Here is a 26,143-nt window from a genome sequence, read left to right as displayed (position 1 = left end):
GGCCGGCCGAACCCCGCCGGTGAGCACCTCCTCGGGTGGCCGACCTCCACGTGCCGAACCCCTCCCGTTCGTGAAGGACTTGTGAACGCACGCGAGTTGTCGCGTGTGCGTCTGCAAGGCGGTCTTGTGTGCGACTGCGACGCGTCGGAATAGTGCGGCGGGTCATCCTCCGTACCCGGACCCCCCTCATCGTCCGGGCACGGGCCCCCACAGGAGGTCAATTTGAAGCACCGTCGCATAACCAGGCGCAAGTCCGTCGTCGCGGGTGGTGCGGTCGCCGCGCTGGTGGTCGCGGGCATCACGTTCCAGAGTGCGAACGCCAGCGACAGCACCGAGCAGTTCTCGGTCAAGGCGCTGACCGCGCCGGCCGCCGGGACGCTCGCCCTCTCCCTCAAGGTGGACCTCGGGTCGGCCGAGGCGGGCACCTACTACGACGCCGGCACCAAGGCGCTCGTCGTGAACGTCGTGTCCGAGGACGCCGCGCAGACCGTACGCGAGGCGGGCGCCAAGCCCCGCGTCGTCGAGAACACCCTGGCCGAACTGACCGGCGCGCGGGAGACCCTGACCGAGAAGGCCACCATCCCGGGCACGTCCTGGGCCACGGACCCGGTCAGCAACAAGGTCGTCGTCACGGCCGACCGTACCGTCTCGGGCGCCGAGCTCACCAAGCTGCAGCAGGTCGTGAAGGGCCTCGGCGGCAAGGCCGAACTCAAGCGCACCGCAGGCGAGTTCAAGCCCTTCGTCTCGGGCGGCGACGCCATCCACTCCGGTGGCGGGCGCTGCTCGCTCGGCTTCAACGTGGTGAAGGACGGCGAGCCGCACTTCATCACCGCCGGGCACTGCGGCGAGACCGGCAGCGAGTGGTCGGACTCGGCCGGCGGCGCGGCGATCGGCTCGATGGTCGACTCCCAGTTCCCGGGCAACGACTTCGCGCTGGTGAAGTACAGCGGCGACACCCCGCACCCGAGCGAGGTCAACCTCTACAACGGGAGCGCCCAGCCCATCACCAAGGCGGGCGACGCCACGGTCGGCATGCAGGTCCAGCGCAGCGGCTCGACCACCCAGGTCCACGACGGCGAGGTCACTGGTCTCGACGCGACGGTGAACTACGGCAACGGCGACGTCGTCGAAGGCCTCATCCAGACGTCGGTCTGCGCCGAGCCCGGTGACAGCGGCGGTTCGCTCTTCGCCGGCGACACGGCGATCGGACTCACGTCGGGTGGCAGCGGCAACTGCTCCTCGGGCGGGGAGACGTTCTTCCAGCCCGTGACCGAGGCGCTCTCGACCTTCGGCGCCCAGATCGGCTGACAGGCAGGGTCACCGACCCGCGGCGGGGCCGCCTCCGGCCGGAGGCGGCCCCGCCGTCGTGGTGAGAGCCCGGGCGTGGAGACGTCAGTACGCGTGTCCCACGTGCGCGAGGGCCTGCTTCAGCAGCACTCCATGTCCACCCGGCATCTCGCCCTGCACGGCGGGGGAGGCCGCTTCCTGCGGGCTGAACCACACCAGATCCAGCGCGTCCTGGCGCGGGCGGCAGTCCCCCGCCACCGGAACGATGTACGCGAGGGACACCGCGTGCTGACGAGGGTCGTGGTACGGGGTGATGCCCGCGGTGGGAAAGTACTCGGCGACCGTGAAGGGCTGCAGGGAAGCGGGGACCCGGGGCAGGGCCACGGGCCCGAGGTCCTTCTCCAGATGGCGGAGCAGCGCGTCACGGACCCGCTCGTGGTGCATGACACGGCCGGAAACCAGCGTGCGGCTGATCATCCCCTCCGCACCCATCCGCAGAAGCACTCCGATGCTGGTGACTTCCCCGCTGTCGTCCACGCGCACGGGTACGGCCTCGACATACAGGATGGGCATCCGGGCCCTGGCGACGTCAAGCTCGTCCGTCGTCAGCCAGCCGGGCGTGGTCTCGGTCATGTCAGACATCGCTTGATCATACTTTCCGGGTCGGGTTTCGGCCCAGATCGCGTGTCTGCCAGCCGGGTGGGAATGCGGGCAGGCCGACGGAGGGGCGCCGATGCCACGCTGCTCCACGAGCGGTGCGGAGCATCGGGTTTCCGCTGCCGGTGGGCCCGGAGCCCACGACACGAGGGCCGGGGCCCCGGTCTCCCGGGGGAGGTCCCGCCCATCGACGTCTCAGGACACCACGTACGGCGCCCCGACGATCCAACCGCCGCGGACCGGCTGCGGCCACTCCTCGTCGGTCAGCCGGACCTCGTCGCCCTCGGCGACGGTGCCGGGGGAGGCCACCCAGCAGTCCAGCGCGAACGTTCCGTCGTACAGCCGGTGGATGTCGCGCAGGACGTCGTGGTTCCGCTCGCCGGTGTCGGGGTCGACCGTCGTCATGACGCAGCGGGACCGCAGCTTGAGGACACCGATGACGGCGTCGCCGATGCGCAGCGTACGGCCGGGCCAGTCGCGTTCGGCGAGGCCGGGAACGCCGCCGATCACCAGGTTGGACCGCAGCCGGCGCGGGTCGTGACCGAGGGCCTCGGCGGCTCCGTCGGTGATGACGGTCAGGTTGAGGACGTCGAACCTCTCCCGGCCGGTGTAGTGCACCGCCTCCGCGTCAGGGCCGGCCGCGTCCCGGATCAGGGCCGCCGCCTCCGGGCTGTCCCACGGGAGCCCGTCGACGAGCACGCTGCCGTCCTGCGCCGTCGTCGCCGACAGACCGAGCAGCCGGGAGCGCACCCGGGCGGTCAGCAGGCCGCGGGAGTCCCGCACATGGACGTGCCGGTCGCCGGTCAGGCCGTTGTCGGTGAGCTCGACGCTCTTCAGCTGCTCCCCGCGCATGGACTTGACGGGGAATCGCCAGATTTCTCGAAGGTGCACGTGAATCTCTCTCGGGTCCCGGACCGGCGCTGTCAGGAGGAGCAGACGGACAAGGACGGCGAACCGAACCCTCCGCTTCGAGGCGGCGCGCGCACGTCGACGTGTCGCGCCCGCGGCCATTCTCGTACCGTCCGGCCGCCGATCTCCAGTACTTCCCGGTCACCCGTGGCCGACTTCCTGCCATGCGTCCGCACCACGGCATCAGGTCAGGTGACCTACGTCACGCCGAGCCGGTCGCGTTTCCCGTTATCCGGTGCCCGTACCGGCATCTCCCATGTGCCGACATCTTCAACAGGCAGGACGGACAGCGTGAATCAGGGCATAGGTACGGAGCAGGGCCACGATACGGAGCTGGTCAGGGCGGCGCAGTACGGCGACCCCTGGGCACGGGACCGCATGGTCGCCACCCATCTGCCCCTGGTCTACAACATCGTCGGGCGTGCGCTGAACGGACACCACGACGTCGACGCCCTCGCACGGGAGACGATGCTCAGGGCCCTCGACGGTCTGGGCGGCCTCCGGGACCTGGACGCCTTCCGCCCCTGGCTCGTGGCCATCGCCGTGGACGGCATCCGCAGGCACATGCAGCAGGCCCAGCTCATCGGCGACACCGCCGGACTCCCCACCCTCGGCCCGGACTTCGCGGACGTGACCGTGGGAGGGCTGCACCTGACCGGACAGCAGCGTGAGGCCGCGGAGGCGGCCCGCTGGATCGAGCCCGAGGACGCCGACCTGCTGGCGCTGTGGTGGCTGGAGTGCGTGGGAGAGCTGAGCCGGTACGAGGTCGCGGCGGCCCTGCAGTGGTCCGTCGAGAACACCGCCGTACGCGTGGAGGGGATACGGGCGCGGTTGGATGCCGCCCGGGTCGTCGTGGGCGCGCTCGCGACGAACCCGCTCTGCCCGGCCCTGGGATACGAGGCAGGAACCTGGGACGGCCGCCCCTCCGCCGCGTGGCGTGAGTACCTGGCCCGGCACGCCGCCGGTTGCGTGCACTGCGCCGACCGCTGGCGCGGCCTCGTGCCGACGGAGGCGCTGCTGGCCGGACTGCCGCTGCTGCCGCCGCCGAACCAGCTTCTCGCGGACGTCCGCGAGCACATGGGGTGGGGGCTTGCGGCGGCCGCGGCACCGGCGACGGCGGCTTATGCGGCAGCGGCGTACGCATCTCCGGAACGGCACTCGGGGGCGGACGGAGGAGACAGCCACGACCTGACCGATCAGACCGAACTCATCGGTCAGGTCGACCTGACGCGACCGTACGCACCGGGCGAGCCGCGGGAAACGCCGTCGGCGGCGTGGGCAGGGCCTGGCCCGCGCACCGCCCGGAACGCGCGCCGCCGCCGTCGGCAGGAGCGCGAACGCAGCCGGCGCAAGGTCGCCGTCACCGCGGGGATGGCGGTCGTGGCGCTCACCGGCGGGTCCTTCTACCTGAGCGGCGGGCGCGGGGGAGACGGGGAGCTCCTCGAAGCGAACCGCGCGGCGGCCCCGGCCCCGGACCTGCCGTACGCACAAGAGCCGAACGGCCTCACGCCGACCCCCTCGACGGCGTCGGCCTCGGCGTCGGCCTCCGCTTCCGCCTCGACGTCTGCGTCGCCCAGCGCCAAGGCCACCACCACCTCGCCCCGTCCGTCCCGTACCGCCTCGTCCGAACCCACGAGGACGGCCGACCCCCGCGCCTCGGCGCCCAAGCCCAAGACCACGCGCCCCGGCAACGGGACCGGTAACGACTCGGGCACCGGGACCGGAGCGGGCAGGCAGGGAGACTCCGGCTCGGGGTCGGTCGCCGACCAGGTGATCAGCCTCGTCAACGCCGAGCGCGCCAAGGCCGGATGCGGGCCGCTCTCGGCGAACGCGACCCTGACCAGGGCGGCGCAGGGCCACTCCGACGACATGGCCGCGCGCGACTTCTTCGACCACACCAACCCCGACGGCGCCGGGCCCGGCGAGCGTGTCACGGCCGCCGGGTACCCCTGGTCGACGTACGGCGAGAACATCGCCATGGGCCAGAGCACCCCGGAGCAGGTCATGGAGGGGTGGATGAACAGCCCGGGCCACCGCGCGAACATCCTCAACTGCGACTTCAAGGAGATCGGCATCGGCGTCCACTCCGAAGGCGGCCCGTACTGGACCCAGGTGTTCGGCGCCCGCCGAGGCTGACCCCGTCGGGCGGGCGAAGTGTCCGCCGTCTGGCACCGGTTGAGCCGGGCAAAGACGCGTCGGGGCCGGGTCGTCCGAGCTCCACCGCGATCGGGACTCAGGCGTGCGCGTCTCGGCACTCCAGGGATCGCGAAGGCGGCGAGCGGCTGTCAGTGGCCGATGCGAGGATGACGGGGCAAGGACTTGGACAGGTTTCGAGCGGTCGGAGGCGGCATGGCCAAGGAATTCCAAGTGACGTACGACTGCGCCGATCCGGGCGCGCAGGCGGCGTTCTGGGCCGAGGCGCTGGGCTATCGCCTCGCGCCGCCGCCGGAGGGCTTCCCCGACTGGACGGCTGCGCTGACGGCGTGGGGTGTGCCGCCCGAGCACCGCAACGACCGCTCGGCCATCACGGATCCGGACGGCAAGGGCCCACGCGTGTTCTTCCAGAAGGTCCCGGAGGGCAAGACGGTGAAGAACCGCCTGCACCTGGACGTACGCGCAGCACCGGGCCTGACCGGGCAGGACCGAATGGCCGCGCTGGAGGTGGAGGCCACCAGACTGGAGGCGCTGGGGGCGAAGCGCCTTCAGCGGCTCGAGCCGAATGACATGGACGAGGGCCTCATCGTGATGGCCGACCCGGAAGGGAACGAATTCTGCCTGGACTGACGGCAGGGCGCCGGCCTCAAATAGCCTTCCTGCACCGCGTCAGGCCGTGTATGTCGAAAGTGGATCTTGCGCCTCGGGCGTAGACATGTCGCTGAGGCACGCCCCTCAACGACCTGAAGGTCAGCGGTCTCCCCTGGGAGACCGCTGACCTTTTTCCTCCCACGCCGACCTGTCGCATTCCGCCGTAGGCATTCGAGGCGCCCCGTCGCCAATCGAACGAACCCACGGCCGAGTGGCTCCGAAGTCCGCGAGGCGAGCCCTCCGGCATGGCCGGATCTCGTGGCCGTCCGTACTCGCCTGAGCGACGAGCAGGCCGACGGCTGGGGCCTGTTGCGGGCGAGACGGCCCCGGGAGGGCCGGTCGGCGCAGTCGGCGGCCGGCACCGCTGGGAGCCCCCGACGCGCGAGCGGCGCGCACGACCCTGCGACGTCACGCATCCCGCCCGCCCGGCGCCGAGTTGGGCTCGAGCGGATCACCCGCGGCCGCGCGTGTCACGGCCTCGCCGCGCTCGTGTCCGGATGTCGTCGGTCCCCGGGATAAACACCGTGCCGAACAAGATCACTGCATCTGGGGAACCGCACCGTCTGTCAGGGCGAGTCGGGCTTACCGGACGTTAGTGTTCCCCGTGATCTGGACGGATTCCCCGTTTGATCCTCTTCATCATGGTCCTCCCCATTTCTCTCCGTCTTCCTTCCTCACACCGGTTGGCGCGTGCGCACGCCGATCATCGCCTCGCGAAGGAGCGCTCTCCCGATGACCGTCGAGACCAGCCCGGACGCGCAAGTGGAGCCGCCCCGGCCCTCCAGTCTGAGCACCGCGGCTGCCCGTAACCTCGCCACCACGACCAAGTCCGCCCCGCAGATGCAGGAGATCACCTCCCGCTGGCTGCTGCGGATGCTCCCCTGGGTGGAGACCAAGGGCGGCGCCTACCGGGTCAACCGCCGGCTCAGCTACACCGTCGGCGACGGACGCATCGAGTTCGTCCAGGACGGCACCGACGTCCAGGTGATCCCCCGCGAACTCGGTGAACTGGCCCTGCTGCGTGGCTTCGACGACGTGGACGTGCTGACCGCGCTCGCCGGCCGGTGCGTGCAGCGCGACTTCCGGGCCGGTGAGGTGCTCGTCGAGCGCGGAACCCCCGCCGAACACATCCACCTGATCGCCCGCGGCCGCGTCACCCAGAGCGCCGTCGGCAAGTACGGCGACGAGGTCGCCGTGGCCGTCCTCGCCGACGGCGACCGGTTCGGGGACCACGCTCTCCTCGACGGCGGCGGCACCTGGGACAGCACCGCCGTCGCCGCCACCGCGGGCACGCTGCTCAGCCTGTCCCGGCGCGACTTCGACGCAGTCGTGTCAGCGGCGCCGCACCTCCAGGCCCACATCCAGCGGTTCAGTTCGCTGCCCCACCAGCGGCAGAACAAGCACGGCGAGGCCGAGATCGCGATGTCGGCCGGCCACGTCGGCGAAGCCCGGATCCCCGGCGCCTTCGTCGACTACGAGCTCAAGCCCCGTGAGTACGAACTGTCCGTCGCCCAGACCGTTCTACGGGTCCACACCAGGGTCTCCGACCTCTTCAACGGGCCGATGAACCAGGCGCGGGAACAGCTCAGGCTCACCATCGAGGCGCTGCGCGAGCGCCAGGAGCACGAGCTGATCAACAACCGGGAGTTCGGCCTGCTCCCCAACGCGGACTTCAAGCAGCGCATCCAGACGCACTCCGGGCCGCCCACCCCGGACGACCTCGACGAGCTGCTCTGCCGCCGCCGCGGCACCAAGCTCTTCCTCGCCCACCCCAGGACGATCGCGGCGATCGGGCGTGAGCTCAACGCCTGCGGGCTGTATCCGGACACCGTCGAACTCCACGGGGAGCGAGTCCTCGCCTGGCGCGGAGTCCCGATCCTGCCCTGCAACAAGATCCCCATCGACAAGGACAACACCAGCTCGATCCTCGCCATGCGAATCGGCGAGGACAACCAGGGTGTCATCGGCCTCCACCAGACCGGCCTGCCCGAGGAGTACGAGCCCGGGCTCTCGGTCCGTTTCATGGGCATCAGCGAGCAGGCGATCACCTCGTACCTGGTCACCACGTACTACTCCGCGGCCATCCTGGTGCCCAACGCGCTCGGCGTCCTGGAGAACGTACAGATCGCCCGCAGGCGCGACTAGGGCATGTACGGCGGGTCAAGGCCGGGGTCAAGGACGGGGCCAGGGCCAGGCCTTGCGCCGGCGCCAGGTCGACGCCCCCTGGCGCCGGCACCTCGCCGCGTCGCCATGGCGCCCGAACAGCGCGGCGGTCGAAGCGCTTCGGCGCCGTACGACACGTCGGCGCAGGCACCGCTCGCCGACCGATCCGGGCACGAGCCCGAGCTTGAGGTCCGGGCCCGAGCCCTGCGCCCGAGCTCTGTGCCTGAGCCCTGCGCCTGAGCCACAAGACACCCCTGGACGACCCTCCCGCGGCCACGACGGCCCGGACCCACCCCCCGAGCCGGGGGCGCGCCCGGAACCAGGGACAGCCCACCCACCTCACCAAGGAGCTACGGATGCCCGATCCCGGGCTTTCCCCTCTGCAGTCGAGCCTGCCGACCGCCGCGGCGCACTTCGGGGCCCACCTCCTGGCCTCCGCCCTCGCTTCCGCACCTTCCGCCGACACCCCGCCCACGGCGGCGGACACGCCGACCACCCCCGGCGCCCTGCCCGCCCTCCCGGGCCCGCCCGCCCCGCTCACCCTGTCGCCCCCCGCACCAGCGGCAGACGCTGAGGCCACCCAGCGGCCCGCCCTCGAAGTCGCCGTGGAAACAGCGCCCCGAATCGCCGCCGAGGCCCCTCCCGTCGACGCCCCGAGCGCCGCCGCGGTGGCCGAAGCGCTCCCCGACCTCCAACGGGTCCTCAGTGGCCCCAGTGGCCTGGGCACAGCAGGCCTGCACCTCACCCTGCGCGACGAGGCGCCGTCCCTGCCGAAGCCCGGCGCCCCGGCCGAGGGCACCCCCATCCCCGGCCTCTACTACCACCCGGTGGCCGAGCCCGACCCCGTACGGGTCGAGGAAGTCAGCCGCAGGATCAAGTCGTGGGCGGTGGACGAGGTCCAGGCGGTCCCGGAGGAGTGGGAGGACCAGTTCGACGGCTTCTCCGTCGGCCGCTACATGGTCGCCTGCCACCCGGACGCGCCCACCGTCGACCATCTGATGCTCGCCACGCGGCTGATGGTCGCGGAGAACGCCGTCGACGACTGCTACTGCGAGGACCACGGCGGCTCGCCCATCGGCCTGGGCGGCAGGCTGCTGCTCGCGCACACCGCTCTCGACCCGGTGCACACCACGAAGGAGTACGAAGGAGCCTGGGCCGAGTCGCTCCACGCGGACGCGCCCCGGCGCGCCTACCGCTCCGCCATGGAGTACTTCCTCCAGCAGGCCACGGCCTCCCAGGCGGACCGGTTCCGGCACGACATGGCCCGGCTCCACATGGGGTATCTCGCGGAGGCCGCCTGGGCCGAGACCGATCACATCCCCGAGGTGTGGGAGTACCTGGCGATGCGCCAGTTCAACAACTTCCGTCCCTGCCCCACCATCACCGACACCGTCGGCGGCTACGAACTCCCCGCGGACCTGCACGCCCAGCCCGCCATGCAGCGGGTCATCGCGCTCGCCGGAAACGCGACCACGATCGTCAACGACCTCTACTCCTACACCAAGGAGCTCGCCAGCCCCGGCCGGCACCTGAACCTGCCCGTGGTGATCGCCGAACGCGAGAACCGCTCCGAACGCGACGCCTATCTCAAGGCCGTCGAGGTCCACAACGACCTCATGCACGCCTTCGAAGCGGAAGCGGCCTCTCTGGCCGCCGCCTGCCCCGCCCCGAACGTCCTGCGCTTCCTGCGCGGCGTGGCCGTGTGGGTCGACGGCAACCACTACTGGCACCAGACCAACACCTACCGCTACAGCCTGCCCGATTTCTGGTAAATACGAAGGAACCATCCATGACCACCGAACTCACCACCTCCGCTTCCACCACCACCGCCTCTCCGTTCGTCCCCGGCCCGGCTTCTCCCTATCAGGGCGACATCGCCCGATACTGGGACCACGAGGCCCGGCCCGTGAACCTCCGCCTCGGCGACGTCGACGGGCTCTACCACCACCACTACGGCATCGGCGACATCGACCACGCCGCCCTCGGCGACCCCGCCGACAGCGCGTACGAGAAGAAGCTGATCGCCGAACTCCACCGCCTGGAGTCGGCACAGACGGACATCCTTCTGGACCACCTCGGCGCCATCCAGGGCGACGACACCCTCGTGGACGCCGGCTGCGGCCGCGGCGGCTCGCTTGTCATGGCCCACCAGCGGTTCGGATGCAAGGTCGAAGGCGTGACCCTCTCCGCCAAGCAGGCCGATTTCGCCAACAACCGTGCCCGCGAGCTCGGCATCGGCGACCACGTCCGTGCCCGCGTGTGCAACATGCTCGACATGCCCTTCGAGACCGGGCAGGCCGCGGCCTCGTGGAACAACGAGTCGAGCATGTACGTCGACCTGCACGACCTGTTCGCCGAGCACTCCCGCATCCTCGAGGTCGGTGGCCGCTACGTCACCATCACCGGCTGCTGGAACCCGCGGTACGGCCAGCCCTCGAAGTGGGTCTCCCAGATCAACGCCCACTTCGAGTGCAACATCCACTCGCGCCGCGAATACCTGCGCGCCATGGCCGACAACCGCCTCGTCCCGCAGGCCGTCATCGACCTGACGCCGGAGACCCTGCCCTACTGGGAGCTGCGGGCCACGTCGTCGCTGGTCACCGGCATCGAGGAAGCGTTCATCAACTCGTACAAGGACGGCTCCTTCCAGTACGTCCTCATCGCCGCCGACCGCGTCTGACCCCCCATCGCCCCGAGGGGCCGGGCCCGCCGCCGACGCGGACCCGGCCCCTTCGGGCACGGCACACCCCCGCCCGTACATCGGCGGTCAGCTACGCGACGGGGATTCCTCGACCGAGGACTCCGTGTCCTGACGTGCCGTGACCCGGGTTCCCGGGTGGGCGAGCGAACACACGAAGGCGACGGCCAGTGCGATCGCCATGCCGTAGAAGACCGCCTGGTTCGCCTCGGCGAAGTCCAGGCGGATCGCGTCGCCCGCACTCCTGAGTGCCTGGGCGACCGGCCCGTCACCGGACGGGCCCTGCCCGTCCGGGTGCCCGGAGACCGCCTCCGCGACCTGACGGGCCGCCGACTCGGCCTCGGCCGACGGCAGACCGCGCTGCTCCAGCGTCGTGGTGACCCGGTCCGTCGTCACGTGCGTCAGGACCGTACCGAAGACGGCCATGCCGATGGCGGCCGAGTAGTTGCGGACGGTCTGCGTGATCCCGGTTACCTCGCCGTACGAGGCGTTGATGGAGCGGTTCACGGCGTCGGTGGAGGCGGGGGCGAGGAGGAAACCGATGCCCGCCCCGGCCATGGCGGCGTACGGCCACTGGTCGTGGATCGACAGGTCGGTCATCTCCTGAGCCCAGAGGTAGAACCCCACCGCGCCGAGCGCACAGCCGATCTTCATCGCGGGCCGCGCGCCGCGCTTGTCCAGGATCTTGCCGCCCCACTGCGACGCGATGCCGAAGCCGATGAAGAAGTACAGGAGGAACAGCGCGGCCTGGTTCGGCGAGGCGCTCAGCGACACCTGCGCGTACACGGACGCGAAGAAGAACACCGGCACGAACGCGAGCATGGCGAAGAACAGTACGAGGCTGTCGATGGTGAAGGCACGGTCGCGGAAGACGTCGAAATCGATCAGCGGGTGGGTGGTGCGCCGCTCGTAGCCGAAGAAGACCACCAGGATCGCCAGACCGCCGACGATGCAGGCCCACGTCGCCAGGCTGCTCCAGCCCCAGGCCGCGGCCTGCTGGAAACCCAGCACGCTCAGGGCCATGCCGGCCGCCACCAGCACGGCACCGACCACATCGAGCCGCTCCGCCCGGCGCTTCTCGGGGATCCGGGCCATCACGGTGAGCACGATCGCGACGATGGCGACGGGCACGTTCACCCAGAAGATCGCCCGCCAGGTCCATTGGGTCAGCCAGCCGCCCAGCAGAGGTCCGACAGCGGTCAGGGCACCCGACAGACCGAAGAACAGGGCGAGGGCCCGGCCGCGCCGGTCGACGGGGAAGACGGCGATGACGATGGCCAGCGCCGCCGGGAACATCAGCGCGGCGCCCAGACCCTGTGTGGCGCGGAAGACGATGAGCCAGGTCTGCGCGAAGCCGCCGGACGGGACACAGCCGCACAGCACCGAGGAGATGACGAAGACGAGCGTGCCGATCAACATCATCCGGCGGTGCCCGAGGAGATCGGAAAGGCGTCCGCCGAGCGCGAAGAACGCGGCGAGGGAGAGCAGATAGGCGTTGACCACCCACTGCATGCCTGAGGCGGAGAGACCGAGTTCGTCGGTGATGCTCGGCGCCGCGATCGACACGATGGTCTGGTCGATGAACGTCATGGACACCGCGAAGAGCATCGCCGTGAGAGCGAGTGTCTGGCGGGGTGCCCCTGCGCCGGGGGCGCGGGCCGTCTCGGGGGATGGGGGAGTACCTGCCATGTACGGATGATGTCCTCGGACCACCGCGGACGCATCCGGGCTCCCGTCCCGCCACCCCTGCGGCGCCGGCTCCGCCCCGGCCCTGACCGGCGCCGCACCACTCCGCTTCCCCGTACTGGGGCCCGGCGGCCGACGTGCCGCTCACGGCCCGTGCGCGGCAGCCAAGGGGAGACATGGTCCGTTGACCCGAGCGGGTGACGGGGCAGGGGCGTGAGGTCACGTCCGGCGGCCGGACCGCGCCCGGTTCAGAGGCCGAAGTCCTCAGGGGTGGCGGCCAGCTCACGGAAGTACGCGCGAGGATCGGCCACCAGCTTGCGCGCATGCAGGTCCAGCAGGCCGCCCACGCCGGTCACCTCGGCGGCCACAGTGCCGTCCACCTTGCGGATCGTCTGCTCGATACGGAAGGTCTTGCCCTCACCCCAGACGAAGTCGCAGGTCACCTCCACCTCGTCGCCGGCACGCAACTCCCTCAGGTAGCGAACCGTCACCTCCAGGGCCACCGGCCCCACACCCTTCTCCAGCAGATCCGTCTGCCGGATCCCGCTCTTCTGCAGGAGCGACCAGCGGGCGTGTTCCGCGTACTGGAGGTAGACGGCCTGGTTCAGATGGCCCTGGGTATCGGTCTCGTAGCCGCGTACGACGACGGCGACCGAAAACGGCTCTGCCACGGTGTTCCTCTCGACGTCCCCAGGCAACCGCCTGGTGGCACGCGGCATTTTACGAAGGTGGATCGCGGGGCGCTCGCAGCGCCCCACGTCGCACGCCGCACGCTGGCCCCGCGCCCCGCGCCCCGCGTCGCACGGCGGTCGGGCGTCAGAGGATGTGGATGCGCTCGAGGGCGCCCTCGGTGTCACGGATCATCAGTTCGTGGCCCTTTGCACGCTCGCTCTCGACGAACCCCAGGAGCAGGATGGCGCGATTGATGACGTCGGCCTTGCTGACCCCGCCGGCGGTGGAGAGTTCGGCCACGGCGGTCACCGCGGGCGGGCACAGGGTCACGGAGAGCCGCTCGCTGTCAGGGTGGGAGGGAAGCTGGTTCACGGTGGCACGCCTTCCGGGTCGGATGAGGTTGACTGCACCGCCATGGTACATATCTGGTGCGGAAAGCGCACCAGAATTACACCGAGCGTGCGCATGGGGGCGGAGGAAACTCGCCAAAGAGGCAGCACGGCACTCCACGGACCGGACGGGAAGAGGGGAGAATTCGCCGTATGACACAGCAGGTTCAGGGCGTCGTGGCCCTCGGCAAGAACGAGCCGGTACGGGTGGAGACGGTGCTGGTGCCGGATCCAGGACCGGGTGAGGCAGTGGTGAAGGTGCAGGCCTGCGGGGTCTGCCACACGGATCTGCACTACAAACAGGGCGGAATCAGCGACGACTTCCCGTTCCTCCTCGGCCATGAGGCCGCCGGTGTCGTCGAGTCGGTCGGCGACGGCGTCACCGACGTCGCGCCGGGCGACTTCGTCGTCCTGAACTGGCGGGCGGTGTGCGGACGTTGCCGCGCATGCCTGCGGGGGCGCCCCTGGTACTGCTTCGACACCCACAACGCCCGGCAGAAGATGACCCTTGCGGATGGCACGGAACTCTCGCCCGCACTCGGAATCGGTGCGTTCGCGGAGAAGACCCTGGTCGCCGCCGGGCAGTGCACCAAGGTCGATCCTGCGGTGTCGCCGGCGGTGGCGGGTCTGCTCGGCTGCGGAGTCATGGCGGGCATCGGCGCCGCGATGAACACCGGCGGCGTGGGCCGGGGCGACACCGTGGCCGTCATCGGCTGCGGGGGTGTCGGGGATGCGGCGATCGTCGGCTCGCGGCTGGCAGGCGCGGCCCGGATCATCGCCGTCGACATCGACGACCGCAAGCTCGAGACGGCGAAGAAGATGGGCGCCACCCACACCGTCAACTCCCGCGCGTCCGATCCGGTCGAATCGATCCGCGAGCTGACCGGCGGCTTCGGCGCGGACGTCGTCGTCGAAGCCGTCGGACGCCCCGAGACGTACAAGCAGGCCTTCTACGCCCGTGACCTCGCGGGGACCGTCGTCCTCGTCGGCGTACCCACCCCGGACATGAAGCTCGAACTGCCTCTGCTCGACGTCTTCGGCCGCGGAGGCGCCCTGAAGTCGTCCTGGTACGGAGACTGCCTGCCCTCGCGCGACTTCCCGATGCTGATCGACCTGCACCAGCAGGGCCGCATCGACCTCGGCGCCTTCGTGACGGAGACCATCGGGCTCGGCGACGTCGAGAAGGCCTTCGCCCGGATGCACGAAGGTGACGTCCTGCGCTCGGTGGTGATGCTGTGAGCGGCGCTCACCCCGTCACCTGAGACATCGCGCGACGCCGGCGCACGGAGGCGATGGAAAGGCCTCCCCGTGAACGTCACGGGGAGGCCTTCTCGCTGATCGCGCGATGCTACGGACGTACCGTCAGTTCGCGTTCACCAGGTCGTGCGCCGGCACCGTCACCGTCCGCTTGCCCGGCTTGCCGCCGAGCACGACCTTCCGCAGGGCGCTGTTGTTGGCGGTGTTGGTCTCCTTCAGCCGGTTCTCCGGGTTGGCCAGCACCTGGATGTAGTACGTGCCGTTGGGCAGGTTGGTGATGTCGAAGGACTGGCCCGGCAGGTCCTGGGTGTAGGTGTCACCGGAGCCGACGTCCAGCACCTCGCGGACGGAGATGGAGTTCTCCTGGCCGCAGGCGGTGGCCAGATCGGTGTTGTACGGGTGCCAGTTGGCGTTCTTCACCGTGTAGTCGACCGCGTCGGTGTTGGCCAGGCAGAAGGCCTCCTTGCCGCTGCGCACGGTCTCCTTCTGGTCCGCCTTCAGCAGCCGGTAGCTGGCGAAGTCGGTGAAGTGCCAGTGCACGTGGCCCGGACGCGGGTCCCATTCCATGGTCCCGGTCGGGGTGTAGCCGACCTGCTTGCCCTGGGCGTCGTAGAAGTACTGGTAGGCGTCCATCTTGGCCTTGCCGGGCGAGCGGAAACCGTCCACCACGAGCTGTGCCGGGCCGGCGTTCCAGACGTTGGCGCTGAAGGCCAGGTAGTCCTTGCCGGGGATGTCCTCCCCGCCGTCGCTGATGGTGATGCCGTAGGCCGGCAGCGACCGCAGGTCGGGCTTGGGGACGTCCGGGACGGAGGCCTTGCCGGTGGGCCGCTTGGACAGCGGCCCCAGGGCGGGCGCCTTCCGCGAGCCGTCGGTCTGGCCTCCGGTGTCACCGACCGCCGTCGAACGCGCCGCCTGCTGCTTCTTCAGCGCCCACGGCAGGGCGGGCGGGGCGGCCTTGAGCGGTCCGTGACCCACGTTGTACGAAGGGCCCGCGCCGCTCGTCACCGCCGCACCGGCCTGGGCGGGCGTCGGGGCGTGACCCGGCCCGTGACCGGCGTGCGCGGCACCGGCGGCCGGCGGCGCCTGGTGGGAGGCGCCGTGCCCGGCGTGCTCACCGGGCTTGGCCGTGCGACCCGCGACGCCCCGGCCGTCCTCGTAGCTGCGCTCCTCCACGGTCATCTTCACCGTGGCGGGCTTGTTCACGATGCCGAACAGGTCGCGGTACTTCTTGGCGACCGAGACCTTGGCGGTGTAGGTACCGGCGGCCAGCTTGACCGGCTCGGTGTACGAACCCGCGTAGGTGTTGGCGGCCCAGCCCTTCTCCACGCCCCACACGGAACCGAGGGTGAAGGGGTTGGTCGGGCAGCTCTCCGGATACTTCGAGGTGGCGGGCGCGTCGGGCCGTACGCGGCCACTGGCGTTGTTCGGGCAGAAGCTCTCGGCGCGGCTGAGGACCTGCTTGCCGGCCTTGTCGGTGATGGTGATCTCCGCGAAGCCCGGCAGCCCGGAGAAGTCCTTCACGGTGCCGGCGGGCAGCGCCTTGGTCCTGGCCTTGCCGCCCTCGTACACGGTCTGGGCGATGGTCACCGGGTCCTTGTAGGACTTCCGGGTCACCTTCAGCTCCAGCGGCGTCCCCTCCGCGGTGAGGTAGGTGCCGAGATCCAGATAGACGCCCGGCTCCTCCTTCCAGGAGGTGAGCGTGATGGAGGTGCTCGCCGCGATGAGGCTCAGGCTGGGCCCCGTCGCGGCCTTCGCCGAATCCGACGTGGTGGCCACGAATCCGGCCGTCACGGCCATGACGGCGATGGCCGTGGTGCCCGCGAGCAGCGGACGCCGCAGCCGGGTGGTACGCGTTCTGGTCATCGTTCCCTCGTCCTCCGGGATGCTGTGTGAGAAGGAAGCAGACAGCGGGCGACACGGCTCGACGACACGGAGCCGCCTGCCCGCGTGGTGAGAGGAACGGACCGGACACTCGGTTGTCCGGAGGGTCGAGAACGCTGCGAGGTTGGCCGGATAGGGCCGTTGCGGAGGAAAACGGGCCGTTGTCCCGGGTACACCCCACCCGGTGACAACCCTTCTGATAGAGCAACGCGGCCCCTGTCCACGTCTTTCCGTCGGTGGCCGATGACCTGGCCCCGGTCATCGGCCACCCGAGGTTTGCCCGGACATGGGCAGGCCCCGCCGCCTCAGGCTCAGAAGAAGGTCCTGAAGCGGGTGGAGTCGCCGCGCAGGGGCAGCGCGTCGGCCGCTTCGAAGGGCCGGGTCGTGCTGTCGCGGCCGGAGTAGAGCGCGGAGCCGGAGGGGCCGACGGCGAAGACGTCGGCCACGCCCCGGCTGTTCCTGCCCGCCGGGATGATGTGTGTGTACTTCTGCCAGCCGCCGCCGATCCTGCGGCGGGCGGTGAAGGTGCCGTCGCCCTTGCCCAGGTAGAGCCACAGGGTGCCGGAGGCGTCGCGGGCGAGGAGGTCGCCGCCGGAGGCGCCCGCGATGTTGCCGGGGGTGGTGAGGAGGTTGTAGACCCCCCAGCCCCCACCGACCCTCTTGCGGCTCTTGAAGGGGGACTTGGCGTTGCCGGTGGAGGCGTAGAACCACAGCACGCCGGCCCTGTCGGTGGCGAGGAGGTCGCCCCGCCCGTCGCCGTCGAGATCGGACCCGCCGGTGATCTTGTCGTAGATGTTCCAGCCGCCGCCGATCTTCGTGCGGGGCAGGAGCTTCTGCCTGTCGCTCTGGTGGAGCCAGAGCACACCGTCGCGGTCCCTGCCGACGACGTCGTGCGCGACCGAACCCGCCACGTTCCCGGGCGAGGCCATCAGCGTGTACGTGTTCCAGCCGGTGCCCAGCACGTCCGGCTTCGGGTCGCGGACGACCGGCGGGCAGTTCTCCTCGTTGCAGTCGGGGTCGTTGCCCATGGCGCGTAGCTGACTGAGGTCGTACGCGGAGAGGTTGCCCGAGCTGTCGCGGACGAGCGCGTCCGCGTGGGCGTTGTCGGTGAAGTCGCGCGGCGCGGTGCCACGGTCCACCGTGGTCGTACCGGTCTTCACGGCGGCGGGGCCCACCCCGGACGCCGGGATGGCGGTCATCTTCCAGGTGTACGCGCCGTTGTAGGCACCGATCGCCTTGTCGAGGTAGCCGTCCCAGTCGATGAAGGTGTCGTAGTAGGACCAGAGTGACACCGTGCGCCCGGTGGCCACGTGGGTCAGGTCCAGCGCGACGCCGTTGTCCGTCTGGCTGGTCTCCCAGGTCACGTCCTCGTCGGTGCCGTCGAAGCGGTACACGCTCGGGATGTTCACCCGCTCCAGGACCATCTCCAGGGGGCTCTGCCCGTCCCCGATCATGGTGGCCACCGGGGTGCCGCTCGCGTCGGGCGAGACACGGAAGACACCTCGGCCCTGCGCGAAGGTGCCGCCGGCCACGAGGAGTGTGCCGTCCCCGACCGGGGCCACGTGACTCGCGAGGTCGAGGAGCGGGACCTCGCGGCCGTCCTTCAGCGACTTGAGGACGAGCGGCCTGTTCGGGTACGTGACCCCGTCGACGACGACCGTGCCTTCGCGCCAGAACGCCAGCCAATCCCCGCCCAGGGCGATCTGCGCCCGGTAGGGGAGGGTCTCGGCCTGCTTGGTCTTCCGGTCCACGATCCTGGTCTGACCGTAGGCCGGCTCCCAGAGCACGTGGTCGGGAGTGACCTGCGCGAAGTCGCTGTGCCGGCCGAGTGCGTACGTCTCGACGGTGGCGGCCGTCGCCACGTCGACCAGAGCGAGACGGAAGTCGAAGTCCGGCGCCGCCGTCTCCATGGCGACCGTGCCGGGAGTGGAGCCGTAGAACTTCCAGGGGACTCCGGCCGGCAGCCCGGTCACCTTGCGGTCGACGACCTCGCCGCCGGGCGCCCTGCTGACGAGGTGGAGCTCCTTGGTGGCGGTGTCGACCATCACGAGCGTCGCGCCGTTGACCTCGTGCAGCTTGTAGGGGACGTCGATGACGACCGGGTCGCCGCCCTCGGCCATGTCGTGGACCGTGTGGCGGGTTCCCTCGCTCGCCACGACGACATCGGCTGCGGTGGCGCCTCGATACGTGACCGCGGCGCTCTTCGGGAACGTGGTGCCGGAGCCGTCCGCGTACCGCGTCCAGACGACGTCGTCCGTCCGGACGGCGAGGAACCCGTGGGGCCCGGCGCTCACGACGTTGCCGTTGGGGAACGGGAAGACCTCGCCCCGGGCGCCCTGCTGCCCGACCGCGGCCGCGGCGGGGGCTGCCATCGCGGCGGTGGCCGGACCGGCGAGCGTGCCGGCGGCCGTGGCGGCCAGGACGACGGAGATGGCGGGGGTCAGCCGGAACCGGGGTGTGCGGACGCGGGCGCGTGGCATGGGGTGGAGCCTCCTCGGGGCAGGGCGTGTGGGTGCGGCGGAACACCGCACCCACACGACCTTTGAGAAGACCGAACGGTTGTACGTGTGCGCGAGGCACCCCGTACGCACGGGAACGACAGGCCCGCGTGGAGATGGGCAACGTGCCGGCCTCCTCAGGGAAACGGCCCGCCGAGCGCTGTCAGTGGCCGGCACTACTGTGCCGTGCATGAAGATCGAATCGCTTCTCGAGGACCTGGACGGCGACGACGAAGCGCGCGTCGCAGCCGCCGTCGAACAGTTGTCGGCGCAGGCCGGCATGGTGGTGCCGGAGCTGCTCCGCAGCGTGGTCGGCGTGCGGCGGACCGTCGATCTCCAGGCGGTCATACGGGCGTTGCGGCACATCGGGCCTCCGGCCCTCGACGGGGTACTGGCGGCCTGGCGGCGCAACGAGCTGCCGAACTGGCAGGCGGACCGGCTCCTCGGGGTGTTCGACGAGCGATCCGCCGACCAGTACGCGGCCCTGGCCGCCGATCCTGACTACGGGAGGTCGGGCAGCGGCTTTGCGGGGCTCGTCAGGCTGCGGACGGACTCGGAGGCCGGACTGACGGCCCTGGTGGACTGTTTCGCCCGAGGCCGCCCGATCCCCTTCAAGGCATCCGACTACGCCCGTCTGTTGCACGACTCCTTCCGGGCCCGACTGCGCGCCCTGCGCCGCGACCCGTCCGCGGCTCCGACGATCCGGCGGGGCGCGATGGCGGCGCTGGTCGCGGGCGGCGGCGCCGACGCGCTCGACGACCGCGACCGCGCGGCGATACAGCGGCTGATACGGGTGAAGATCCCGCACGAGACCCCGAGGCTCCCGGAGTCGACCCTCAGTGGCTGGTGGATGGCCGTACCCGGGGCGACCTACGAAGGGGTCTTCGAGGCCCTGGGCCTGCACGACCGGCAACCTGTCACGGTCAGCGCCGGTGTCCAGGCGTCGGAGACCAGGGAGATCCGGGTACCCGGGCCGGACGGCGCCGGCCGCACCGTGGGCCGGACCTTCGTCACCCCGGAACTGAACGGCTGGCGCCTGGTCTTCGGCCCGTTCGACCTGCTCGTCGGCGACCCCTGGGACGGCATGGTCGAGACGGTGGAGCGGCTCAGCCTCCACTGCGGCCAGGCCCAGTTCTTCTTCCTGGACGACGCCGGCGGCTCCGACGTGTGGATCGTGGCCCAGGACGGCCGGGTGATCCGTCAGTACGTGGCGGAGGGCGACCCCGAATGGGAGGGCGACCCGCTGCCGTGGGAGACCGCCGCGGTCGAGGACGCGGACTTCGACCCCGAGTACGACCATGCGGGCACGATGGGTGCCCGATCCGCCTGTCGCCACCTCTCGGTCGACCCCGGAGAGGTCGGACCGGAGACCGAAATGCGCGGCCACGGCTGGCTGGCCCTCACCGAGCCAGGCGTGGGCCACGGGGCGTTCCCCGGCATACTCGACATCTGAGTCGCACGGGCGGGGCGCGCCGTGCTCGAGGCGGAAGGCCCCGGAGACGCGGGCCTCCGGAGCGATCGCTTCGACTTCGATCCGGCCGAGTTCGCGAGGCCACCGGGTCCCGGTCCGTACGCACGCCGCCTCACGTCCCGGGACGGTCCGTACGGGCGCTGCTGACGTCTGTGCTTCCCGCAGCCCCCGTGCCGCGGGTGCCGCGTGAGGCGCTCGGGGCGGCTGGTTCCGTCGGTTCCGTGACCGGGGGGTCCTCCACGCGCACGGACAGCCGGTCGGCGACCGTGGTGAGCGCCGCACCGAGCGGGAGCGCGACACGAGTGACGGCCAACCTGTCACCGCGGGTCGGGTCCCGGTTGACGATCAGGACCGGGGTGCCGGCCTGGGCGGCCTGGCGGACGAACCGGAGTCCTGACATCACGGTCAGCGAGGAGCCGAGGACGAGGACCGAAGCGGCCGCCCGGACGAGCGAGCGGCAGTGCTCGACCCGCTGCGGCGGAACGGCCTCGCCGAAGAACACCACGTCCGGCTTGAGGACGCCGCCGCAGGCCGTGCACGGCACCACGCGGAAGTCGCCCACCTGATGGTCGGTGAGGTCGGCGTCGCCGTCCGGGTTGATACCGGCCGCCACGGGCGCGAAGCCGGGGTTCGCCTCCTCCAGCCGCCGCGCGAGGTCGTACCGCGCACTGAACGTGCCGCAGGACAGACAGACCACCCGGTCCAGGCTCCCGTGCAGCTCCACGACGCCCTCGCTGCCGGCGGCCTGGTGCAGGCCGTCGACGTTCTGTGTGATCACGCCCGAGAGCAGCCCCTGCCGCGCGAACGCCGCCACCGCCCGGTGCCCCGCGTTCGGCCCGGCACGGCGGAAGGTGCGCCAGCCGAGGTGGCTGCGCGCCCAGTACCGCCGTCGCGCCTGCGCGCTGCCGGTGAAGGCCTGGTAGGTCATCGGGGTGTGCCGGCTGAGGCTGCCGCCCTCACCCCGGTAGTCCGGGATGCCCGACTCCGTGGAGATGCCCGCGCCACTGAGCACCAGGACGCCGCCGGCGGCCAGCGCGGCGGCGACCGGTCCCAGTTCCGTGGTGGCCGCGGGCAGGTCCTCCTCGGGGTGCCAGCTCAGAGTGGGGCGCATGCGCATGCCGCCAGGGTACGGAAGACGTGTGTCGTGGGGCGGGCCGATCCGTGAGCCGTGCTCCGCTCACCCTCACCTCACCCTCGCCCTCATCCTCGCGGGCGCCGGCACCAGGGCGGGCGCGGGCCGTGACCGAGGAGGCGAGGGACGGCCGGAACCCCGGCCGTCCACGTCTCAGGCCCTGCTCAGCGCCGTGACGATCGCCTTGGAGAAGGCGGGCAGATCACGAGGGTTCCGGGAGGTGATCAACGGATAGCCGCCCGACGTGTCGATCACGACCTCCCGGTCCACCCAGCTGCCTCCCGCGTTCTCCAGGTCCGGCCGCAGGGACGGATACGAGGTCAGCTCGCGCTCGCGCGCCAGGTCGGCGTCGACCAGCAGCCACGGACCGTGGCAGATCGCGGCCACCGGCTTCCCGGACGCGGCGAACGCGGACACGAGCCGCCGGGCACCGTCGTCCGTACGCAGGGTGTCGGCGTTCAGCGTGCCGCCCGGCACGACCACGGCGTCGAACGCCGCCTCTTCGGAGTCGGCGATGAGCTGGTCGGGGGTGACCTTCTCGCCGGGGTCCTTGTCGGACACCAGCGTCTGCACGGGCTCGCTCTGCTGCGCGGCGACGACCACTCGGGCGCCGGCCTCCCGCAGCGCCGCCACCGGCTTCTGCAGTTCGTCCTGCTCCGTGCCGTAGTTCGTCGTGAGGACGAGAACGTTCTTGCCGTCGAGGGACACGATTGCTCCTTTCCTGCTCTGTGGAACGAGAGGTACAGAAGAGCGCCTCACCTCGTCCACGGCATCCCAAACGCATCGAAGGCGGCGCTTTTCTGTGCAGACCGGACAGGCTGCGGTGTCGAGCCAGGTGCTGCGGGACGGGGGGCGTCGGCACAGCCGACGCCCCATGCACCTCCCCGTCCGCCGTCTGCGCGCGCCCTCACCGGTCGGTCCCGGGGGAGCCCGACCGCCGACGCACGGCCCCGTGCCCGGTCAGCCGTGCACGATGCGACGCACGTTCTCGAGACTGCCGCAGTCCGTCGCGAGCAGCCTCGCGCGTTCCTTCTGGAAGGCGGCACCCAGCTCGGCCCTGCGTTCGTCCGGCACGTTCTCCCGCGCGCCGTTGAGAATCGTCCGCTCCTCCTCGTCGACATGGTGGGACACCGCCTCGACAAGGTCCTCCAGCCGTTCGTCCCACTCCTCCGAGCCGACGTCCTCGACCTCGAGCAGCGCCAGGAGGGCCTTGTTCCCCTCGTCGTGCTCCTCGCTCCCGTGCTCGACCTCGTCGTCGTCGATGTCGCGGAAGCGCTTCAGAGCCGGGTAGACCTCGGCCTCCTCCGCCTCGCCATGGGCGATGAGCAACCCCGAGAACTCCTTCAGCGCCGCGCTCCGGTCGGCCTCGACACTGCGCATCCGCCGGAAGAGCTCCTCGATGGCGCGATGGTCGTCGAGGATGACCCCGACCACGTCCTGGTCCTGCTTGGTCTGCTGCATGCCGCCCGCCTTCCCTTCCGAGTTCCGTCATGGGGCGGGTGCTCCGGATGGCCGCACCGGAAACCCCGCCCCGACCGGACCGTCGCCGGCCCACGACCGCAGCGTGTCCTGGGGTGCCCGGCCGGGGGCCCCGAGGCCCCGCCCGGCCCCCTGATGTCCGAAATGCGTAGCGCGGGCAGAATGGACGGAGGGTCCAGCTCCGCCGGCGAGTAAGGCACTCGCCCTTCGCCCGTACCCGGAAAGGGGGCCTGGTGTCCTCGCCTCGGCCGGGGGGTCGATCGTGGGACGAGCAGGCTCCCGGGCCCATCTGGTCGGAACCCGGGACGCTGCTGGAACACGTGGCCGTGGCCGTCCTCGGTATCGACGAGGCGGGCCGGATCTGCTTCTGGGGTCCCGGGGCACAGCGGCTCTTCGGCCACGAGGCCGCCGACGTGCTGTCCCAACCGGCCTCCGTGCTCTTCCCCGCCGCTCCCCTCGACGGGGCGGGTGCGGCGGAGCGCCTCGCGGAGCGCGGACGCACCCTGGGCTACTGGCGGGCGCGCGTACCGACCCTGCATCAGGACGGCAGGGTCTTCGACTGCGGCTTCCGCGTCTTCCCGGTGACCATCGACGAGGGCCGTTCCGTCATCGTCGGCCTGGCGAGCGAGAGCGAGGGGCTCGACCGGGTCAAGACCAACCTGGCCTTTCTCGACGCGCTGTTCGAGACCTGCCCGATCGGCCTGGTGATGCTCGACGAGAACCTGCGCTACGTCCATCTCAACCAGGCCTTGGCCGACATGGACGGGACCCCGATCGCGGACCACATCGGGCGGACCATGGAAGAGTTCATGATCACGACCGACGGGGGCGAGTACCAGCGCATGCTGCGGGCTGTCGCCGACGAGGGCCGGACCGTCGTGAGCGCGCTGGTCGCCCTGCGTACGCCGGGCCGTCCCGACCGCGACCAGGTACGCTCCGTGAGCTTCTTCCCCCTCAGCCAGGCCGTCGGCACCCGCCCGGGACTGGGCGGACTCCTCGTGGACGTCACCGACCGTGAGCAGGCCATCGTGGAGGCCGCCGCCGGGCGGCGGCGGCTGGCGCTGCTCGACCGCGCCGCTGCCGGCATCGGCACCACCCTGGACGTGGACGTCACCGCTCGCGAACTGGTCGAGGCGGTCGTTCCCGAGTTCTGCGACGCCTCCGTGGTCGAGGTCGTGGAGTGGAAGGACGAACGCGAGGTGTTCGACCCCGACTCGGTGCTGGTCACCCGCAGGATCGCGGCCGGCACCTCCCTCCCGCCACCCGCGCCCGAGCTGGTCGGCGGCCTGGAGAGCGTCACCTACCCGCCCGGTTCGAGCATTCACGAGACCCTCAGAACAGGGCGCCCCGTCTGCGTACCCGTGAACGCCGACTTCATGACCCGGACCGTCATCCACCAGGCCCGCGCCCAGCTGCTGATCGACAGCGGTCTGACCTCTCTGCTCATCGCTCCGCTCGTCGCGCGGGGCACGGTGCAGGGGATCACCATGTTCGGCCGTTCCGGCGCCCGGCCGGACTTCACCGAGCAGGATCTCAGCCTGGCGGGCGAGCTCGCCTCGCGTGCAGCGCTGTGCCTGGACAACGCGCGGCTCTACAGCCGGGTCCAGGACATCGCACTCACCCTCCAGCGCGCGCTGCTGCCCACCGCCCTCGCCAGCAGCCCGTCCGTGGACGTCGCCCACCGGTACCTGCCGGGCAGCCACGCCACGGAGGTCGGCGGCGACTGGTACGACGTGATCGACCTGCCGGGCGGCCGGGTGGCGTTGGTGGTCGGCGACGTGATGGGGCATGGCGTGCCCGCGGCGGCGGCCATGGGGCGTCTGCGCATCACCACCAAGGCGCTGGCCCGCCAGAACCTGGAACCCGAAAGGCTTCTCGAGGAGCTCGACGCCTGCGCCCAGGACGCCGGCATCGCGTACGCGACCTGCCTCTACATCCGCTACGACCCGACGACGGGCCTGGCCCGCATCGCGAACGCGGGTCACCTGCCGCCACTCTGTCGCCGGGCGAACGGCGCGGTCGAGTCGATCGACGAGGTCCTCGGGGTGCCGCTGGGCGTCGGCGAGGTGCCTTTCCGGACCACGGAGATTGAACTCCACGACGGCGACACGCTCGCGCTGTACACCGACGGCCTCGTCGAGGCGCGCGGCGTGGACATCGGCGAGGGAGTGGCCGCGCTCCGGTCACAACTCGAAGGCGGGAGCGGCACGTTGGAGGAGGCGGCGGACGGCATCCTGGCACGGCTGCTGCCCGACTCGCCCACCGACGACGCCGTGATCGTCCTCGCCCGGATCCGGCGTGAGGGCCCGGGTCTCAGGGCGGGGGAGGGCGGGTGATGGAAGGACCGTCGGCCGACGTGGTCCGACAGTCCCGGGTATGACCCCGGATCGGCGGTTCCGGGTCACGCGGTTAGGTCGGGTCGGGGGTCGGGCCCGGTCCGGTCGCGGAGGTCGGCTCCGGGGCCGGATCGCGCCGGGGCGGCCGGACCGCGCTGGGGTGAGGGGCGGCGGGGCGAGTCACGCCGGATCGGTCGGGTCGGGTGGGATCGCGCCGGGTCGAGCGGCCAGGCGCCGGATCGGGTCGGATCGCACCGCGCCCGAACGACGCCGATCCGCCCCGGGGGCCGGGGCGGATCGGGAGGCGTTCGCCGAGCGCGGTGGGGTCCGTGGATCCGGTCAGATCCGCCCGCCCGCGAGCCGGGTCAGCGGGCCGACGGCCGGCTTCGCCGTCGAGCGGCCCACCGCGAAGGCGACGCCCGCGACGCCCGCGACACCCGCGGCCGCCCCGGCCGCGATCGCCTTCCGGTTCTTGACGACCGCCCAGGCGGTGGTGGCCGCGGTCACCGCCTTCGCGGCGTTCGCCGTCACTGCCTGCTGTCCGCTCTGCAAGCCGTTCGCCGCCACGCGACCGGCGCGCTTGGTGGCCTCGCCCGCGGACCGGACGCTCTGCGAGGCGGCCTTCTCCGTGTCATGTGCCGCGGACTGCGCCTCGCCGGCCGCCGCCGTGGCCTTGTCCTCGGCGCGCTTGGCCGTGGTGGCGGCGCGCTTGGCCGTCGACTTCCGTGCGTTGGTGGTACCGGAGTTCCTGGTATTTCCGCTTTCTGCAGTCATGAGATTTCTCCTTGCCTCTCTTTCGCGAGTGAAACAGGGTGCGTCGCCG

At 71.2% G+C, this 26,143-nt stretch carries 20 protein-coding genes; 9 read left to right on the top strand and 11 right to left on the bottom strand.

What is annotated here, in order from left to right; all coding sequences use genetic code 11:
* The first annotated feature begins 222 nt into the window (after window positions 1-222).
* Window positions 223-1,308, top strand: coding sequence for a S1 family peptidase (locus ACZ3OF_RS24730; protein WP_361674191.1), 1,086 nt, complete (start codon window positions 223-225; stop codon window positions 1,306-1,308).
* Window positions 1,309-1,392: 84 nt separating this feature from the next.
* On the opposite strand, the gene ACZ3OF_RS24725 is transcribed toward ACZ3OF_RS24730, so the two are convergent.
* Window positions 1,393-1,929, bottom strand: a complete 537-nt coding sequence (locus tag ACZ3OF_RS24725) for an NUDIX hydrolase family protein (protein ID WP_361674193.1) — start codon at window positions 1,927-1,929, stop codon at window positions 1,393-1,395.
* A gap of 210 nt (window positions 1,930-2,139) precedes the next feature.
* Window positions 2,140-2,835 carry an MOSC domain-containing protein gene (locus tag ACZ3OF_RS24720; RefSeq protein ID WP_361674195.1) on the bottom strand — a complete coding sequence of 232 codons (696 nt, stop codon included), beginning with the start codon at window positions 2,833-2,835 and terminating at the stop codon, window positions 2,140-2,142.
* A 309-nt stretch (window positions 2,836-3,144) separates the two neighbouring features.
* Here ACZ3OF_RS24720 and ACZ3OF_RS24715 point away from each other — a divergent pair, with 309 nt between their 5' ends.
* From ACZ3OF_RS24715 to ACZ3OF_RS24695, 5 genes are all read left to right on the top strand, one after another.
* Entirely contained in the window at window positions 3,145-4,989 is a 1,845-nt protein-coding gene (locus ACZ3OF_RS24715; RefSeq protein WP_467306813.1) for a CAP domain-containing protein, read from the top strand.
* Between the two features lie 213 nt (window positions 4,990-5,202).
* Window positions 5,203-5,637, top strand: coding sequence for a VOC family protein (locus ACZ3OF_RS24710; RefSeq protein WP_361674199.1), 435 nt, complete (start codon window positions 5,203-5,205; stop codon window positions 5,635-5,637).
* 753 nt (window positions 5,638-6,390) lie between these two features.
* On the top strand, window positions 6,391-7,803 hold the full coding sequence (locus tag ACZ3OF_RS24705) for a family 2B encapsulin nanocompartment shell protein (protein WP_361674201.1): 1,413 nt from the start codon (window positions 6,391-6,393) through the stop codon (window positions 7,801-7,803).
* A gap of 374 nt (window positions 7,804-8,177) precedes the next feature.
* Window positions 8,178-9,593, top strand: coding sequence for a family 2 encapsulin nanocompartment cargo protein terpene cyclase (locus tag ACZ3OF_RS24700; protein WP_361674203.1), 1,416 nt, complete (start codon window positions 8,178-8,180; stop codon window positions 9,591-9,593).
* A 17-nt stretch (window positions 9,594-9,610) separates the two neighbouring features.
* Entirely contained in the window at window positions 9,611-10,501 is an 891-nt protein-coding gene (locus ACZ3OF_RS24695; RefSeq protein WP_361674205.1) for a geranyl diphosphate 2-C-methyltransferase, read from the top strand.
* Window positions 10,502-10,588: 87 nt separating this feature from the next.
* On the opposite strand, the gene ACZ3OF_RS24690 is transcribed toward ACZ3OF_RS24695, so the two are convergent.
* The 3 genes from ACZ3OF_RS24690 to ACZ3OF_RS24680 all read right to left on the bottom strand — a co-directional run bounded on the left by ACZ3OF_RS24690 (window position 10,589) and on the right by ACZ3OF_RS24680 (window position 13,249).
* Window positions 10,589-12,208 carry an MFS transporter gene (locus tag ACZ3OF_RS24690; RefSeq protein WP_361674207.1) on the bottom strand — a complete coding sequence of 540 codons (1,620 nt, stop codon included), beginning with the start codon at window positions 12,206-12,208 and terminating at the stop codon, window positions 10,589-10,591.
* A 245-nt stretch (window positions 12,209-12,453) separates the two neighbouring features.
* A complete protein-coding gene (locus ACZ3OF_RS24685) occupies window positions 12,454-12,876 on the bottom strand; it encodes an acyl-CoA thioesterase (protein WP_361434299.1) in 423 nt (140 codons plus the stop codon).
* Between the two features lie 145 nt (window positions 12,877-13,021).
* Entirely contained in the window at window positions 13,022-13,249 is a 228-nt protein-coding gene (locus ACZ3OF_RS24680) for a hypothetical protein (protein ID WP_361674209.1), read from the bottom strand.
* Between the two features lie 170 nt (window positions 13,250-13,419).
* Between ACZ3OF_RS24680 and ACZ3OF_RS24675 the strand changes: the two genes are divergently transcribed.
* Entirely contained in the window at window positions 13,420-14,505 is a 1,086-nt protein-coding gene (locus ACZ3OF_RS24675; RefSeq protein WP_361674211.1) for an S-(hydroxymethyl)mycothiol dehydrogenase, read from the top strand.
* 123 nt (window positions 14,506-14,628) lie between these two features.
* Here the strand turns inward: ACZ3OF_RS24675 and ACZ3OF_RS24670 are convergent, their stop codons facing one another.
* Window positions 14,629-16,386, bottom strand: coding sequence for a lysyl oxidase family protein (locus ACZ3OF_RS24670; protein WP_467306807.1), 1,758 nt, complete (start codon window positions 16,384-16,386; stop codon window positions 14,629-14,631).
* Window positions 16,387-16,715: 329 nt separating this feature from the next.
* Entirely contained in the window at window positions 16,716-18,884 is a 2,169-nt protein-coding gene (locus ACZ3OF_RS24665) for a PLL family lectin (RefSeq protein WP_467306805.1), read from the bottom strand.
* A gap of 208 nt (window positions 18,885-19,092) precedes the next feature.
* Here ACZ3OF_RS24665 and ACZ3OF_RS24660 point away from each other — a divergent pair, with 208 nt between their 5' ends.
* Window positions 19,093-20,355, top strand: a complete 1,263-nt coding sequence (locus tag ACZ3OF_RS24660) for a hypothetical protein (protein ID WP_467306803.1) — start codon at window positions 19,093-19,095, stop codon at window positions 20,353-20,355.
* A 130-nt stretch (window positions 20,356-20,485) separates the two neighbouring features.
* On the opposite strand, the gene ACZ3OF_RS24655 is transcribed toward ACZ3OF_RS24660, so the two are convergent.
* The 3 genes from ACZ3OF_RS24655 to ACZ3OF_RS24645 form a co-directional block, all read right to left on the bottom strand.
* Window positions 20,486-21,490, bottom strand: a complete 1,005-nt coding sequence (locus ACZ3OF_RS24655; protein ID WP_361674219.1) for an NAD-dependent protein deacetylase — start codon at window positions 21,488-21,490, stop codon at window positions 20,486-20,488.
* Window positions 21,491-21,658: 168 nt separating this feature from the next.
* Window positions 21,659-22,213 carry a type 1 glutamine amidotransferase domain-containing protein gene (locus ACZ3OF_RS24650; protein WP_361674221.1) on the bottom strand — a complete coding sequence of 185 codons (555 nt, stop codon included), beginning with the start codon at window positions 22,211-22,213 and terminating at the stop codon, window positions 21,659-21,661.
* Between the two features lie 252 nt (window positions 22,214-22,465).
* A complete protein-coding gene (locus tag ACZ3OF_RS24645; RefSeq protein ID WP_361674223.1) occupies window positions 22,466-22,966 on the bottom strand; it encodes a hemerythrin domain-containing protein in 501 nt (166 codons plus the stop codon).
* Window positions 22,967-23,217: 251 nt separating this feature from the next.
* On the opposite strand from ACZ3OF_RS24645, the gene ACZ3OF_RS24640 reads away from it, so the two are divergent.
* Window positions 23,218-25,320, top strand: a complete 2,103-nt coding sequence (locus ACZ3OF_RS24640) for a SpoIIE family protein phosphatase (RefSeq protein WP_361674225.1) — start codon at window positions 23,218-23,220, stop codon at window positions 25,318-25,320.
* A gap of 339 nt (window positions 25,321-25,659) precedes the next feature.
* Here ACZ3OF_RS24640 and ACZ3OF_RS24635 read toward each other — a convergent pair whose 3' ends face one another.
* A complete protein-coding gene (locus ACZ3OF_RS24635; protein ID WP_361674227.1) occupies window positions 25,660-26,094 on the bottom strand; it encodes a hypothetical protein in 435 nt (144 codons plus the stop codon).
* Window positions 26,095-26,143 lie beyond the last annotated feature (49 nt).

Source organism: Streptomyces sp. NPDC022552 (genome assembly GCF_055561875.1).
Note: the sequence above shows the minus strand (reverse complement) of the source record. Positions and strands in the feature narration are given on the sequence as shown.